A 16468-nucleotide genomic window follows, 5' to 3' on the forward strand; every position below is an offset into this window, starting at 1 on the left:
ATACAGAAATTGTATCCTCTGTATTCAGGCTTCCTAACTACTTAATTAACGTAAATTCGGCATAAAAGATATCAGATATTTTTTATGCCGAATTTGTCAATTTTTGATAATTTTCGTTTAGCGACATAAGAAGAGCCTTCAGCTCTCTTATGTCGAACTCACGTTAATTAGAACTCTTACTAAATTGCTTATCAAGTTTAAAACGTTGACCATATTGATTTTCTAATTTAGCAAATAATTCATTTAATTTATCATGACCAAAGTGTTTAGCATAATTCATTGGTCCGCCACGGAAAGGAGCAAATCCTGCTGCAAAGATCATTGCGCCATCTAAAAGATCACTATCTGCTACCACACCTTCTCGTAAACAAGCAGCTGACTCATTTACCATTCGTAAAATTAGACGGTTAGCAATGTCTGAATAAGATTTGTCTGTCTGTGGTTTTTTCTTGATTGGTTTGCCATCTTTATATTTATAAAAACCTTCGCCTGTTTTACGACCAAGCTTGCCTGCTTTAACCATATCACGTAATTTTTGTGGAACAGTACCGCCATAATACTTAGTTAGATTCTCAGCAACTGCTAGACATACGTCCATACCTACTGTATCTGCTAATTCAACAGGCCCCATAAACATACCAAATTCTTTAGCTGCTTCATCAATGGTTTCACCTGAATAACCTTCTTCAAGTAACTGTACGCATTCCATTAAATAAGGCATAAGAACCCGATTCACTAAGAAGCCGGGGCTTGATTTCACAGGTAATGGGAGACGACTAATTTGATTGACAAAAGCGCAAGCTTTATCACGTATTTCGCTTGCTGTTTTATTACTACTGACTACTTCAACTAATTCCATTTTTGCAACAGGATTAAAATAATGAATACCAACAAGGCGACTCGGGTCAGTCATCACTTGACTGATTTCATCTAAAGGAATACTTGAAGTGTTAGTTGCTATAATGGCATCTGCTTTTGCCCTTTCTTCTAGCTGCTTCATAATGGTTTGCTTGACTTCTAAGTTTTCAAACACTGCTTCAATAATGACATCAGCGCCTGCTATGCCAAAACCGTCTGGATCGGCAATCAACCTATCCATTGCTGCTTGAATTAAGCGCGGTTGCTTTAATTTCTTTTTAAATAAGGAATATGCTCTTGCTTTTGCTGAACCAATCTGAGCATAAGACTTATCTTGTAATGTGACTCTAAGCCCACGCAATGCACACCAGGCAGCAATATCACCACCCATCACGCCAGCGCCAATCACATGAACATGCTCCGCTTTAAAGTCACTTGCCTTCGCAAATCCCTTCATACGCTCTCGTAGTAGAAAAGCACGAATTAAATTTTTAGCAGTTTCATTACGAGTAACAAGTTGCTCAACTGAATCTATTTCCTTCAGATAAGCCCGCTCACCGTATCCGCCTTCCTTTTCCCATAAATCAATAACAGCAAAAGGCGCAGGATAATGTTGTTTACGAACCCGTTTAGCTACATTGTAGCGAATAACTGGTGCAAGAATTGGTCGTACCCAAGCATAGTTAGTTAGGGATTGCATAAAAGTGGGCTGATGTTTTTTAGGTTTATTTTTAATAAAATGAATAGCAGCACGCTTTAATTGGCGTATAGGCACAACCTCATCTACAAAGCCCATCCCTTTTGCTTTGAAAGCCGCAATAGGCGCGCCTGTTAAAATAACTTTGGTTAATGCGTCAAAGCCGCCGATTAGCTGAACTAAGCGAACTGTTCCACCCCAGCCCGGATGAATGCCTAACATGATTTCAGGCAAACCTAACCGAGTATCAGGCTCATCAGATGCTATACGATAGTCACAAGCCAATGCTAACTCTAGACCACCGCCCATACAAAAGCCATCAATCATAGCGACCGTAGGTATCTTTAATCCTTCTAAACGAGCAAAGACCGCTTGACCCTTTCTTAAAAAATCAATCGCTTCATCAGGTGTTTGGAATTTGGAGAATGCATTAATATCAGCGCCAGCAATAAAGCCTTTATCTTTCGTTGAATAAATAACTAATCCTTGGGCTGAAGATTGTTTAACAATCTCTTGTAAAATACTATTTAATTCATCTAAAACTTCAGAGTTGATAGAATTTAATGCTGCATCCGCACGATTAATACCTAACCAGATAATATTCTCAGAGTCAGTTTCAATTTCCCAATGTTTATAATTATTCATTATCCTTTCACCCCAGTCACTCTTTCTAAATACATTGCACCGCCCTGGCCACCACCAATACAAATTGCAGCAATACCATGAGTACCATTTGTTTGCTGTAATGATTGTAATGTGTGTAAGACAATTCTTGCTCCACTTGCACCAATTGGATGGCCGACAGCAATTGCACCACCATCTTTGTTTACTTTATTTAGAGATGGTGCACCTAACGCCTGTTTTAAACCTAGCTGCGTACGGCAATAATCAACATCATCCCAAGCTGCTAAACAACCTAGAACTTGAGCTGCAAATGCTTCATTAATTTCCCAGCAGTCTAAATCAGCCGGTTTTAAATTATGCCGCTCTAAAATAGGTGTTGCAGCATGAACAGGTCCTAATCCCATGTGAGCTGGATCTAAAGCTGCCCAGTGAACGTCAACAATCCGACCCAGCACAGGTAAATCGTACTTTTTAACTGCATCGGCACTTGCTAAAACTAATAAACAAGCTCCGTCTGTGACTTGTGAACTATTGCCTGGCGTAACCATACCGTATTTCTTATCAAAGAAAGGTTTAAGGGTTGCAAGCTTCTCTGGGGTAGTATCTTTTCTTAAGCCGGTATCTTCTGTATAGACTTGACCTTTATTATCAATAATCGGTGTAATCTCAGTCATTCTTCCTTCATCATAAGCACGAGCTAGGCGCTGATGGCTCTCATAGGCAAACGCATCCATTTGCTCACGGGTGATATTAAAGCGATAGGCAACTTTCTCAGCAGTCTGGCCCATATTTAAACCCACTATGGGATCCGTTAATCCCCGTAATAGTGCAATAACGGGTGCTAGATATCCTGGCCTAAATTGCATAATTAATCGTGCACGTTGACCTGCGCTTTTAGCAGCCATCCAATTACCTAACCAAGAAGCCATTTTTTGATTAAATAGCAAAGGGGCATGACTCATCGCCTCGGTACCACCGGCTAAAATTAAATTACTCCGCCCTGAGGAAATTTGTAAGGCAGCGTTATCTAGTGCTTGCATGCCAGATGCACAATTACGCATGACAGTAAAGGCAGGCATACGTTCGCCACATCCTAAGCGTAAAGAGATTACCCGAGCAATATTGGCTTCATCAGGGCCTGGCATTGCAGCACCAATAATAACCTCATCTAGATCAGTAGGTGAGAAAGGCTGGCGACTTAGCAGAGACATCCCTGCGGCAACAGCTAGGTCAGATCCGCTAAAGGGCCCTACATTTTTAGCCTTAAGAAAAGGGGTACGATTACCATCGACAACATACACCTCTCTACCGCCTAGATTTGATTTGTGTTTCATTAATCCTCCTATCATTCATCATGCGCCACATAGTAACTGCCAGTCATTCAAATTATAAAGATTACCCCAAACTATTTTTTTAATATCAGGAGTTTACACTAAATTTTGCTAAAGTCAGAATGAAATGGATTATAGAGATCAATCGTTTGTTGGGCCAAGGGTCCAACTTACATAAGATCAATATGACGCCAAGCTTCACTAATTCATTACTATATATGAAAGATAGCAGTTAATTAAATAATATGTAAATGACACTTAGTCATTAAAAATTAATATTTTTTATCATGAATTTTATGCCCGCGATTGACGTAAGAAAAATAACTGTTATACTTCGCCGCATTACCTGGAGAGATGGCCGAGTGGTCGAAGGCGCTCCCCTGCTAAGGGAGTATGGGAGAAATCCCATCGAGGGTTCGAATCCCTCTCTCTCCGCCAGTCGTTTATGCGCCCGTAGCTCAGTTGGATAGAGTATCTGGCTACGAACCAGGAGGTCGGAGGTTCGAATCCTTCCGGGCGCGCCATTTTTAGCTTAATAATCAATAACTTATAAAAAAATTTAAACTTGTAAAAAATGTGGTGTAGCAAAATTGTAACACTTCTTTTTCTACCCTTGTTACATGTAACCATTTTCACCACATGCTAACGAACTAATTCTATTTGCAGCAATTTGTAAATGAGCACTTGAAAGATGTGCATATCGCAACACCATTTCAAAATTTGACCATCCACCTAACTGCTGCAACTCTTGTAAGCTTGTTCCGTTTTGAACATGCCAACTTGCCCAAGTATGCCTCAAGTCATGCCAGCGAAAATTGTCTATACCAGCTCGCTTTAAAGCATTTTTCCAAGCTTTCGTATTACATTGCTGAATTGGTTTGTCCTTATACGTAAAAACATACTTAAGATGTTTACCGAGTCTATTAGTTAATATAGCCATTGCATCTTTATTAAGCGGAACTGGAATGGCTTTCTTTGTCTTCGCTTCATCTGGATGAATCCAGGCATGTTGCTTTTGCATATCAATATCTTGCCACTGCAATCCTTTAACATTAGATGCTCTTAACCCCGTTGCCAAACTAAAAGTAACCATCTCTTTTAAGTGAGGTGGCAATTCACGCAGCAACCGAGTTGCTTGCTCTTGGGTAAGCCACCTTATTCTCTTTTTTTCTACATGTCGCATTCGAATAACAGGAACTTTATCTAACCACTCCCATTCTCTATGTGCTTTACGCAGTATAGCTCTAACAACTTCCATCATACGATTTACTGTAATTGGGGTTACGCCTGTTGCTTCTTTTTTATCAGCAATATTCTCAAGAATATCTCTGGTAATCTCATGCAACTGGTAACTATGTAAATACTTATCCAGCCAACGTAAATGGGCTTTGTCATCTTCAATACTGCGTTTATGGCTACTTTCCTTCAACCATCTTACTACCGCATCTCTCCAAGAATAGACCGTTTTTTTACTGAGCTTTTCAAGACTCCAAAGCTCAGCTTTAAACTTATCATGATACTCTTGAGCAGCTACTTTATTGGAAGTCCCAGTGCTTCTCTGTATTCTTTGTCCATTGTGGGTGATGCTGATCCACCAGACTGAGTTTCTTTTGTATAGCGCCATTTTTCCTTACTCCCATTAATAGCGCCTTGCGATGTAACACCCTCAGCATACTGAGAGCGCATGTACAACACAAGATCTTGCTCAATAAAACGCCAACCTTTTCCAATTTTTACGGCAGGAACCCTGCCGCTAGAAGCCAGACGTCTAACTGTTTCCTTATGAGCACCAAGAAATTTAGATGCTTCGATAATGTTCATTGTTCTAACTGGAAAACCTTGAGATGAAATGAAAGTTTCCTTACAAATAAAATTATTCATGCTTAATCAAAATACTCGATATGAGCATATTTAAACATATCGAGTATTTCCAAGCAAGAGTAACATTAAATATATGAAACTTGTAAATTAAGATGTCACTAAAATTTTTTGCACGCTTTATTTGCTGTCTTATGGCTTCAGAGTAATAATAGTAGTTAGTACATTGATTATTACATTTAGACAAATAAAATGATTATTCATTAAGAAAGAAATAAATTATTAAGCAAGACTTGAATTATAAAAAGTTATTAATTTGACATAAAATCAAAGCTTATGGCTTGTTATTCTAAAATCATCCATCGTTCTATATACAGCGTTTTAATCTATAATTTTATTATAAAAGGAACTTTATAATAAAATTATGAAATGCCCAGCATGTGGATATATTAGAAAAGAAAATGATTACGCTCCAGAGTGGCAATGCCCATCTTGTAAAATTGCTTATAACAAATTTCATAGTAGTGTAGATTTAAATAAAGTTAGAGCAAAATTTAAAACCACTACTGAAAATCAATCATTTTTTAAAAAATATTGGTTACCAATCATTTTAATATTAACCAATGCGTTATTAATCTTCAGCTGGATACACTTTATATATAAACAACATAATAAAAGTACGTCTTCATCGACTTCTTATATACAAACACAAGAGAAGGCACAATTAAACTTAGATGGAATTGACCTCAATAAAGTCGAATCACACCTTGAAGCTGCAAAAAGTTATTCATTAGATTGCAAGTATAATGCACAGATATACCACAAGAAAGATGAGTCCTGCTATAAGATTATAGAATTATTAAATCCAATTAAACCTGATATAGATAAATTAATAACTCGAACTAAGAATCAGGATTTAAATCAATTCAACTACACTGATCGCACTAAACTAAACGATATTCTAAAAATGCTAGAAAATATTTCGAAAGATATAGAAACAGTTGAGCTTTTAATAGATAGGAATTAACTATGGAAATAAAAAAAGTTTTAGGCCTATTAGGATGTATTATTTTATTGATTGGCGTATTTACCCCTCTTGTGGGTAATTTAGACTCTTTTAGCGAAGGATATGGATTTGGCGTAATAATTATTTTGCTCTCTGTAAATGCTTTTATTTTAACCTTGGCCGGAAAATTTAAGTATACTTTTTTTATAGGTTGGTTAACTCTTATAATTGTAGGCGGGATGTTTTTTTACTGTATTTATGTATTAAGTAAGATTAGAAATCAGGCCGAAGCTAGCTTAAGTGGCAATCCTTTTAGAGGGTTTGCTGACTTAGCAATGCAATCATTTCATATAGAATGGGGATGGATTATATTATTTGCAGGATCAGTTTTATTAATTCTAACTGGTATAAAAAAGATTATTAGCTAAATTACTTAAAACAATATAAGTAATAAATGATCACAACCACTAAATAAATATTTGCCTCAAATTAAAACAGACAGTAGCTCTATACCTATGAGTATTTTATCAATACAATATGAATGCAACTTAGACTTAAAGGAAATAACATGAATTTTTTAGACGAAATTGAATTTGCAGTTGGCAATGAGTATCTAAGTGATTATGAGCATATTGATTCAAAATTACTTTCTTCAATTACTAAAGAACAATTAACCAATCTATTAGTACAACCACATTCTAATACAATCTGTGATATAACTGATTAAATGCATACACTCATTGTTGCTGGCTCAGGGATTAAGTCTATTGCCCATTTAACAGCAGAAACTAGGCAAGTTATTAAAAAAGCGGATAAAGTTCTTTATTTAGTTAATGAAAATAATTTCAAAGCCTGGCTTAAGCGTGAAGCAATAGAAGCAGAATCCTTAGAGCCTATTTATTTTAAATCAATTAAACGAGCTGATGCATATAAGGAGATAAGCAATTATATCGTTGATCAATACCATCAAGTAAAAAATCTGTGTGTCATTTTTTATGGACATCCCACTGTTTTTGCGCAATCAGGGTTAGATGCAGTCAAGCAAATCAAAAAAGAAAAAGGAAATGCTATCATTCTACCCGCTGTAACAGCTATGGATTGCCTTTTTAGTGACTTAGAAATAGATCCAGGCCAACATGGCTGCTTTACAATAGATGCTACAGAGCTTTTAATTTATGAACGCACTCTAGATGTGCACGGACATCTTATCATTTGGCAAATTGCGAATTTAGGTCGAGCAGATACTCAAATTACATCTAAAATAAGTGTCTTGCAAAATTATTTGGAAAAGTACTACGCTCCAACACATCCTATTTGTATTTATGAAGCAGCTCTTTTACCAACACACAAACCTAGAGCTGATTGGCATCAGGTAGCTGAGTTAGGATTGCTAAATATTAATCCGTTGTCAACGCTTTACCTTCCACCCACTGAACAAAAGAAAATAAGTCAAGATTATTTAGCTCTTTTAGAAATTGATCCGCAGGATTTTCAATCATCTACTTAACTGAACACAGCCACGAAATAATTTAGCATCGGCTGAAAATGTCGTGCTATTCTGGCTGTAAGAAAATAAGAAGCGTTTATCTTGTTCTAATAATTCTGCAGGCCCTCTTATTGAATGTTGTTCATTCGCTTGATAATGATAAAATGTAAATTTCAGTTCTTTACTTAAATGGTAAAGAGGACTTCCATAAGCATCACTATTTTCCGCAGTAAATTCCTCTTGATAAGCATGCAAAACATTTTTTAATGTTTCAAGTTCAGTAAGAGTACTTTTGCTTTGGTTTGACTTGAAAGTATTAATATCAGTAAATGGACACTGTAATGGATAATAAATCATGTCTCTACACCCATTAAGTGAGGCTGGCACCATGACGGTAGGCGTATAAACTAATCCATAACATTCAGCATAAGCATGCTGAATAGTTTTTAAGGGTAAGTATTGCTCATCATTGGCTGGCTTTGCTCCAATACCAGGCCCCATACAAATATTAAAAATGTATTTTGCTGTATCGATAATAAAAGGCGTCGGCCGAAAACGATTCACCTTTTTGGCATTTAAAAATAAATTATTACTTGACATATCAAACGTATCTCGAATAATTTTTTTCCTTAACGCCTCGGAAAAATAAAGCTTTAACTTAAGCCAATGTTCATCATTTTTAACTTTTTCAATAAAAGATTCAGAAAAATATAAAATTTCACTACACCAATTGTCTGTCTCATTACGCACTATTTCTTGAAAAACTTGGTAGTGTTCATAGGGTAACTTGGGGGCAGGAGTTGTAATTTTAAAATATTTTTGAATTTGCCCATGCTTTCTCGCACAACCAATGTTGGGCAAAAGGTAAGATGAAAGCGCTCCTGACGAAACCGATAAAATGTTATTATCAACGGTCTTATCTTCATCAAATATAATTTTCATATTAAAAATAGCACCAGGGCCTTGAACGTATTCAGGAAAAATACGTTCATTTTCACCAAAATAATGCCATTCACAATATTTGTCTAAAATCATCCCTAAGGGAAGACTGTCTTTACCATAACCTAAGTGCGTATTTAACTCGTTATCAATAGCTGAGCTGCCAATTTTAGCGAGTTGGCCAGAGTTAGTAGGTAGATAAGCATGATTTTTTACACCAAAGTGTGCGCCAAATTGGTAATTAGCTAAAAAGAAAGGAATATTGTTATCAAGTTGAAGTTGCTCTAAGACTTCATAAATGGCGGGATTAACTATTTTAACTTTGTTTTTAACTTCTTCCCAGAATACTCTTTTAATACGGTTCATTCCTAAACACCTTAACAACAGGCTGTAAACTTATAATGTTTAAAGATCTAGATAAATAGCAGCAAGCCTTAATAATAGCCATCTTTAATGATAGAGTCACCACTTTCAGGATGTATAGGAAGTAAAAATGAATAAGCAGCAAGCAAAAATGCCCAAAGGAGTTATCCCTCTCTATTTTATTAAAGCATGCTCTACCTTTTCGTATGCTACTCTTTATTCTTCATTAGCACTGTTTATTACAAAGGAACTAGGTTTAGAGAGCTCTTTTTCAAATAATATTATTGCCTTGTTTTTAGCTTTTAATTATATCATGCAATTATTTGGCGGAGTATTAGGCGGAAGCTACTTAAGTAATCGAGTATTATTTCTTATCACTGTTGTTATACAAAGTAGTGGCTTATTTTTTCTCGCCAAATTTCAGGGTAATCTACTTTATATAAGCTTAAGCTTATATTTAGTGGGGTGTGGGCTTAATACAACAAGTTACTATAATATGCTGACTCAACGTTTTGACGCAAACGATAATCGGCGTGAGAAAGCCTTCTTTTTTAATTATGCTGTGTTGAATTTTGGTTTTTTTGTAGGTTATTTTTGTAGTGGCTTTTATGATTATTCTAACCATTATGGCCCTTTATTCTATTTAAGCTCTTTAGCTAATACATTATCTTTATTTTTTTTGGTCGCTAATTGGAAAGTACTAGCCGATCGAGAAACACCTCTGCTTAAAATTAATAACACATTAAAGCAGCAAGCCAAAAATATTAAAGGCGTTATTCTTATAATGTTCTTAGTTCCTTTAATCTTATTTTGTTTTAATTGGGCAACCTTAAGTAACTATTTAATTATTATACTCAGTCTAATCATGTTTGCTGTAGTTCTCTATTTAAGAAAACAACAGAAAAGCCTTGTTGATAAACAAAAACTACTTGCTTATCTTATTTTAGCAGTCACCTCTATTATATTTTGGATGATATATTATACAGGACCCATGGGCATTACGCTTTTTATTAAAAATAATGTGGATAAACACCTTTTTAATTTTGAAATCGCTACTCAATGGATTTTAAATGTTAACACTGTTGTAATTATTTTAGGGGCGCCTACTCTTTCTATAGTTATCGATAAATTACGCCACAAAGGATTTATTTTCTCAATTTCAAGGCAGTTCTTTAGTGCGTTTATAATGTTATCATTGTCATTCTTTTGCTTAGCTTATGGAATTAAATTTGCTAATAGCGAAGGCTATAGTAGTGTAAGTTGGGTAATAGGACACTACTTCTTTCAAGCTATTGCTGAGTTATTAATTGCACCTGTAGGGTATGCTATGATAGGACGAATCGCCCCTATAAACTTACAGGGTTTGCTTATGGGAACCTGGACAATGACATCTGGAGTTGCCGCAACGTTATCTCATTACTTTTCCAATACCATGACTAAGGCATCTTCCATTCACCCATTAATAACCAATAACAACTACTTATATGTTTTCCAAGAACTAGGAATGTGGGCTCTCGCAGGGGCAATCTTTCTTTATTTCATTGCTAAAAAAATCAGTCAATATATGGATGATTCTAATCAAGAAGAACTTGTTTTAGCTGAAGGGGCTTCTACTTAGTTGTATTTTATTAGTAATTTTTTCGAAGTAAAAATACTAATTTTTTCACCGATCCCATTATGGTTAACTTCTGTTTATGAAAACAGTTTATTGTTGTTAAGTTGTAAACAGGAGTTTTTTACATGGGAAGTCTACTTAAATTATTAACCTCTACTAATCAAACTATCCAGTATAAAAGAGAAGCACAAAAGTATCTAATCGAGTTTATCTTATTTCAAGGTAATTATGATTTAAAAGCCCTAGCTGAACTTTTAGATGTAAATCCACTTTATTTAAGCCAAGTTGCCAGCGGCAAAGTTACATTTGAAGAGGAAGTTGCAAATAAACTATTTAAATGGTTCCTAGTGCTCATTAGTGACTAATTATGCCACTAGAAATTAGGAATATATTTAAAGCGATAGATGACGAATTGGTAGTAACTAAACAAGCCGAGAACTTCTTGAAATAGTTGGGTATAGACTATAAAGAATTAAGAGAGTTAAAAAGGCAATTTGCTAAACCATGTCTTGATTGAACCGAAAGAGAATATCATCTTAGAAGTAGTTTAAGAAACGTCCTCTTACATTATCTATTAAACAATAGACTATTAATTCGCTCTCCTAAGAAATCAGGCGTTCTTATTTTAACTGAGAAAGGACGGCCGTGGCTTAAACATTATCTTGCCATTGAATAAAGTAAGTGTTTGAAACCTTACCGTAACAATATATTTGTTAATAATTCGTAAAAAACCAAAAATATTGCTCTATAACGCAAGCTTATATATTAAAATTTGAACAAGTACAAGTAGATGATGTTATGGAGTGCGAAATGCCAACTAATGCAAAAACTAAAGAAAAGAGAAAGGATGAGCGAGCAAATGCTTTAGATAGCAATCCTTGCAGTATGTGCCGTGCAATGGGCTCAACTGTTTGCAAAGGTCATGGCGGCGGAGGCGGCGGTGGTGGTGGTAATAAAGGTGAAACATCCCAAAAAGATAATGCGCCTACTCCAGAATTTAAACCTACAAATCTAGAAGTCAGAGCATTATCCTCTTACCTAGAGCAGAGTGAAGTTTGGCAAACTGAAGATGATTTCCTTTATAATTTTAATAGTGACTTTGCAGTATTTTCAATGGCATTAGATTTGGGAAAGGGATTGATCCATGTTAAAGCTGATGAATCTCTCGAAGATAAAGATGAAAAGGATCTAAATGAGCTTTATGATAAAATTGAAGAGGAACTCAAACTATTTACTCAGGAAGTCAAGGCACAAAATATTAACGTCTCAAGAAAAGGGAATGACCTGAAAATTAGTATCCCCGATCAAAAATTATATGATCAATTCGTTACTAAGCTTTTGAATAAAAACCTTGTTCCAAACAATAACTATAATGCAGATCTTACTTATAAGGCAAATCCCGTTACTAACCAAAAAGTTGATCTTGCTTATAAGGCGAATCCTGTTACTAACCAAAAAGTTGATGTGAAAGAAGCGGCGGATGCTACTTATAAATCACCCAATCCATTTGATATATCGAAAGGACCAAGGCCTAAAAATGATTTAGAGAGTAATTAAACTAGACTTACATTTATTAAAAATTGAAAGCAAATAACTAATCTTTGCTTCTAATCTAATAAAAAAAACGCGATACACTCTTTAAAATAAGTTTACTTGTAGCGGTAAAGACTGCAACTACCAGTCACAAAGATTTGTTTTATAATGAATATATATTTAGATTGTTTTTAATACAGTATGCCTAATCCGTCTGTTGATACTTTACAAAAAATAACAGTACCTGCTCATATACCAGCCATAAGCTATGCTTATGTTGAGCCCAAAGAGCAAAACAACACTGAATTTGAAAGTACTGCAATAGCTTTTGGCAAAAAAAACGCCGACTCCCCCGCTACTGACGTAAATAATAATACCCAATTTCCGGCCTCCTCCCTTAGCAAAATTGTATTTACTTATTTAGTATTACAATGGGCTGAGGAAAATAAAATTAAATTGGATAAACCAATTTACGAGATCGTCAAGGAAAAACAATTCGAAGTGCGCAAGCAATTAGATGAGGCTCCAAAAGAAACTACACAATTAGAGAAACAAGTTAAACAATTAGATAATGTTTTGGAATATGAGAGATTCGTGGATAAGGGAAAATATCCTGAACAAGCAAAAAAGTTAACCATTAAACATGTATTATCCCATACCACAGGCTTGCCAAATGTAGGGGTTAACCCACATTCAACCTTGGCATTTAATTCAGAACCAGGTGAGGAATATTCCTATTCAGGTGAATCTTTTCTTTACTTACAAAAAGTCCTTGAGGCCACAACGGGGAAAAACTTAGAAGAGCTAGCAAAACAGTATATGTTTGACCCTTTAGAAATGGAAAACTCAACTTTTTTGCCTCAATCAGAGAACACGCCCACTATTGTTAAAGTTCATACAGAACTAGGCCAACCAAAAAATATTTATATAGGCGACCCGCCAGTGCATGCGGCGGGCTCCCTAATAACAACAGCTCAGGATTTTTCAAAGTTAATGGTGGCTTGGTTAAAGAATATGGGAGACGCATTTAAGCCAACGAGCGCTGATAGTTTTCCAACTTGTGGTTTAGGTTGGCATATCTATAACTATAAAAATAAAGATAACAAAGATGAGATAATCGCCTACCAGTATGGTGAAAACCCTAATACAAAATCCTTTGTTGCAATTAATGTAACACATAAAAAAGGTGCTGTTTTTTTTACTAATTCTGAAAATGGAATGAGAATTGCAAACGAGCTATTCAGTTCTGCTGATTTAGCGCCAATTGGTAACACAGAAGAGCTATTTAAACGTATGCCTAATTATCCTCAAGGCTGCAATCCAGTTTGGCAAAATACGCTTGAAGGGTTGATCGCCGAAAATCAAGGAAAATTTGACCTTGCAAGAGATAAGTTTACCAAAGCGCTTGAGTTTTCAAATAATCACGAATCCACTAGACTCCGTTTAGAATGGTTTAATCAAGCTCACCCGCCTACTTCCGAAGAGCAGACATTTGAGAAACCACTACAACATTTTGAAGGCATGTTAACAAACAAATATAATGAACAGAGAAGACTATTTATTAGAGAAGGTAATTTAATTCAGGAGCAATTTGGTAAAGAAATAAAGCTTGTTAGAGTATCAGAGACTGATTTTTTACCTGAGAAAGATCAATCTTTTAGAATAAGATTTAATGGCAATCAAGTAATTATTGATTTTATCGAGGGCCCTCCTAAGCAATTCGATAACCACCCTTTACAAAAGTCTCAAGAAGGATTATCAGAAAATCATTCAGTAAATGAAATAACCAATACAACCCATTTAGAGTCTGCTAGAGAAGTAAATCAAAGATATCGAAATGTTGTGGACGGTGTTCGGAATGAGGCAGATACGGTAAAACAAGAAAATTCATCTTCTTTTCAAACTAATCAATAACGTAGTTATTATATATACTAATTTTTAGATAATAAGAACTTCAGAATTTACGAAAAACTCATTGATGATTTGACTAGCTTAATATCAAGGAAAAATTAAATAAGCAGATCCCGCTGCAACCTTGAAATAATAGTACTGCAGTTTACTCTATAATGTCTGCATGTTAAGGAAATTCGTGTGAAAATTAAAATAATTTTGGACATAATATTGACATACCCAATAACCTTATTTTAAAATTGAACGTTAATTAGAGAACATGTTTTAACAATAGGTTCATATCGTCATGGAAATTACATCTTAAGTACGCCCAATCTATAGGGCAAAGCGAACAAAGTCATTTTTGACTTTTTTGTTTTTTTAATGTCCTAACAGACATACTTAAGAGTAAATCATGAACCACAAATCAATTCTATCTAAAGACATACGTCTTATTCATTCTCAAACCAATTTTGAAGCTAATGATTTGCCTAATCACTTAGGCTCTTTTATATGGTATTTTTTAAAGCCCTATCGAGCTATCGTTTCTCTGTTTATCCTGCTTGCTGTGTTAGCTGGATTATGGGGGCCATTTAATAGTTTGTTGGTGAAATCCTTCATCAATACATTAACAGCGAAGGCAAACATTGATATGTCTTCTCTGTATTGGATAGCTGTATTATTGGTAGCGAACTTTATTATTTTCGATAATATTACTTGGCGAACGCTTGGGTATTTAAACTATAAATACCAAGCGTCTATCAAAAACAAAATTATTAGCCAAACGTTTGAGTATGTATTGGGAGCAAGTTCGCAGTTTTTTCAGGATAATTTATCGGGACGCATTGCCGATCAAATCACAACCCTTGCTGATAATATTGAAATTATTCTACACCGCGTATCGATGGATTTTCTGCGCGGCTCATCCCTGCTGATTGTCTCATTTATTATGGCATATTCTGTCAATGTTTTGTTTTTTTACATATTATTACTTTGGTTCATTGCTTTTGCATCGTTTAGCGTTTGGATGTCCAGGCGTTTAGTAAGACTGTCTGACGATTATGCCAGTTCAGAATCACAGTTATCTGGCCAATTGGTAGATAGCCTATCTAATCAAGCCAATATTCGCCTATTTTCACAAAAACGTTATGAAGTAAATCGAATGAATCATTTCTTTCATTTAGTGCAAAAAGCGTTTCAACGAAAAGAGCTTTTTATTGTTTTATTATGTTGTGTCCAAGGTGGGATGATTGCAGTAATGATGAGTTTGGCTTCCTTTACTCTAATCCACTTGTATAGCAAAGGGCTGATTAGTATTGGTGATTTTGCATTAATCCTTGGTATTTCAATGGAACTGGGGCATATGATGTGGTACACCATGTCCCAAGTAGACCAATTTAACCAAGCCTTAGGGAAAGCAAGACAAAGCTTAAACGCCTTGATAATAGCACACGACATTTCAGATAAAAATAAAGGGGCTCCATTAGTAATTACTCAAGGAAGCATTGAGTTTTCTAAGGTTAAATTTCACTACCATGGTGGGCAATGTCTTTTCCAAAATAAATCAGTCACAATTGCGCCTGGTCAGAAAGTAGGTTTGGTGGGTTTTTCTGGAAGCGGCAAATCAACTTTTGTGAATCTCATTTTAAGACTCTATGATGTTGTGGATGGCCAAATTTTAATTGATGGTCAAGACATAGCTGGCGTTACTCAAGAGAGTTTAAGGCGAGCTATTGCCATGATTCCGCAAGACCCAACTCTTTTTCATCGCAGTCTTATAGATAATATCCGTTATGGCAAGTCAGATGCTACTGATGGAGAAGTTATTTTAGCTGCCAAAAAAGCACATGCTCATGAGTTCATCCATCTCTTGCCAGAAGGCTATGACGCCTTAGTTGGCGAGCGTGGTGTTAAACTTTCAGGCGGACAGCGTCAACGTATTGCCATTGCGCGTGCCATCTTAAAAAATGCACCCATTTTAATACTCGATGAGGCAACTTCCCAGCTCGATTCCATCACCGAAGCAACGATTCAGGAAAGTCTCTGGGAACTTATGCAAGGAAAAACAACATTGGTTATTGCACATCGCTTATCAACCCTTTTACAGATGGACCGAATACTAGTTTTTGATAAAGGGCACATTGTTGAGGATGGCACACATCATGAATTACTTAAGCAAAATGGTTTGTATAAAACCCTCTGGAATGCTCAAGTTGGTGGTTTTTTGCCAGATAAGCAAAATGAGGAACGTCAGAATAACTTCGCTAATGAGGTAGTTTATGAATAAGCATATTCAAGAAGGAGACTA

At 35.6% G+C, this 16468-nt stretch carries 14 protein-coding genes and 2 tRNA genes; 11 read left to right on the forward strand and 5 right to left on the reverse strand.

Annotated features, from left to right (window positions below; genetic code table 11):
- Positions 1 to 163: 163 nt before the first annotated feature.
- Both ACQUW5_RS02120 and ACQUW5_RS02125 read right to left on the reverse strand, forming a co-directional pair.
- The gene (locus ACQUW5_RS02120) at positions 164 to 2200 is read right to left on the reverse strand and encodes a 3-hydroxyacyl-CoA dehydrogenase NAD-binding domain-containing protein (protein ID WP_444989535.1); all 2037 of its coding nucleotides are present in this window, start codon (positions 2198 to 2200) and stop codon (positions 164 to 166) included.
- Positions 2200 to 3513, reverse strand: coding sequence for an acetyl-CoA C-acetyltransferase (locus ACQUW5_RS02125; protein ID WP_444989537.1), 1314 nt, complete (start codon positions 3511 to 3513; stop codon positions 2200 to 2202). The genes ACQUW5_RS02120 and ACQUW5_RS02125 overlap by 1 nt, the downstream gene beginning before the upstream one ends.
- A 345-nt stretch (positions 3514 to 3858) precedes the next feature.
- On the opposite strand from ACQUW5_RS02125, the gene ACQUW5_RS02130 reads away from it, so the two are divergent.
- Positions 3859 to 3948 (forward strand) — tRNA-Ser (locus tag ACQUW5_RS02130).
- 9 nt (positions 3949 to 3957) lie between these two features.
- A tRNA-Arg gene (locus ACQUW5_RS02135) sits at positions 3958 to 4034 on the forward strand.
- A 92-nt stretch (positions 4035 to 4126) separates the two neighbouring features.
- On the opposite strand, the gene ACQUW5_RS02140 is transcribed toward ACQUW5_RS02135, so the two are convergent.
- Together ACQUW5_RS02140 and ACQUW5_RS02145 are read right to left on the reverse strand one after the other, a co-directional pair.
- Positions 4127 to 5134: a tyrosine-type recombinase/integrase gene (locus tag ACQUW5_RS02140; RefSeq protein ID WP_444989539.1), complete on the reverse strand. Its 1008-nt coding sequence runs from the start codon at positions 5132 to 5134 to the stop codon at positions 4127 to 4129.
- Entirely contained in the window at positions 5041 to 5331 is a 291-nt protein-coding gene (locus tag ACQUW5_RS02145; RefSeq protein ID WP_444989541.1) for a helix-turn-helix domain-containing protein, read from the reverse strand. The genes ACQUW5_RS02140 and ACQUW5_RS02145 overlap by 94 nt, the downstream gene beginning before the upstream one ends.
- 421 nt (positions 5332 to 5752) lie before the next feature.
- Between ACQUW5_RS02145 and ACQUW5_RS02150 the strand changes: the two genes are divergently transcribed.
- The 4 genes from ACQUW5_RS02150 to ACQUW5_RS02165 all read left to right on the forward strand — a co-directional run bounded on the left by ACQUW5_RS02150 (position 5753) and on the right by ACQUW5_RS02165 (position 7841).
- Complete coding sequence (locus ACQUW5_RS02150) at positions 5753 to 6355, forward strand: hypothetical protein (RefSeq protein WP_444989543.1); 603 nt, start codon at positions 5753 to 5755, stop codon at positions 6353 to 6355.
- Between the two features lie 2 nt (positions 6356 to 6357).
- Positions 6358 to 6762: a hypothetical protein gene (locus tag ACQUW5_RS02155; protein ID WP_444989545.1), complete on the forward strand. Its 405-nt coding sequence runs from the start codon at positions 6358 to 6360 to the stop codon at positions 6760 to 6762.
- A 140-nt stretch (positions 6763 to 6902) separates the two neighbouring features.
- Positions 6903 to 7061, forward strand: coding sequence for a hypothetical protein (locus tag ACQUW5_RS02160; protein ID WP_444989547.1), 159 nt, complete (start codon positions 6903 to 6905; stop codon positions 7059 to 7061).
- A complete protein-coding gene (locus tag ACQUW5_RS02165; protein ID WP_444989549.1) occupies positions 7062 to 7841 on the forward strand; it encodes an SAM-dependent methyltransferase in 780 nt (259 codons plus the stop codon).
- Here the strand turns inward: ACQUW5_RS02165 and ACQUW5_RS02170 are convergent.
- A complete protein-coding gene (locus tag ACQUW5_RS02170; protein WP_444989551.1) occupies positions 7830 to 9125 on the reverse strand; it encodes a hypothetical protein in 1296 nt (431 codons plus the stop codon). The genes ACQUW5_RS02165 and ACQUW5_RS02170 overlap by 12 nt on opposite strands.
- 127 nt (positions 9126 to 9252) lie before the next feature.
- Between ACQUW5_RS02170 and ACQUW5_RS02175 the strand changes: the two genes are divergently transcribed.
- From ACQUW5_RS02175 to ACQUW5_RS02195, 5 genes are all read left to right on the forward strand, one after another.
- Entirely contained in the window at positions 9253 to 10740 is a 1488-nt protein-coding gene (locus ACQUW5_RS02175) for a peptide MFS transporter (RefSeq protein ID WP_444989552.1), read from the forward strand.
- Between the two features lie 122 nt (positions 10741 to 10862).
- On the forward strand, positions 10863 to 11102 hold the full coding sequence (locus ACQUW5_RS02180) for a hypothetical protein (RefSeq protein WP_444989553.1): 240 nt from the start codon (positions 10863 to 10865) through the stop codon (positions 11100 to 11102).
- 445 nt (positions 11103 to 11547) lie between these two features.
- A complete protein-coding gene (locus ACQUW5_RS02185; protein WP_444989554.1) occupies positions 11548 to 12294 on the forward strand; it encodes a hypothetical protein in 747 nt (248 codons plus the stop codon).
- A 177-nt stretch (positions 12295 to 12471) separates the two neighbouring features.
- Positions 12472 to 14184 (forward strand): serine hydrolase domain-containing protein, encoded by a 1713-nt coding sequence (locus ACQUW5_RS02190; RefSeq protein ID WP_444989555.1) that lies wholly within the window; start codon positions 12472 to 12474, stop codon positions 14182 to 14184.
- 391 nt (positions 14185 to 14575) lie between these two features.
- On the forward strand, positions 14576 to 16447 hold the full coding sequence (locus tag ACQUW5_RS02195; protein WP_444989556.1) for an ABC transporter ATP-binding protein: 1872 nt from the start codon (positions 14576 to 14578) through the stop codon (positions 16445 to 16447).
- Positions 16448 to 16468 lie beyond the last annotated feature (21 nt).

This window comes from Legionella pelazae, from assembly GCF_052527395.1.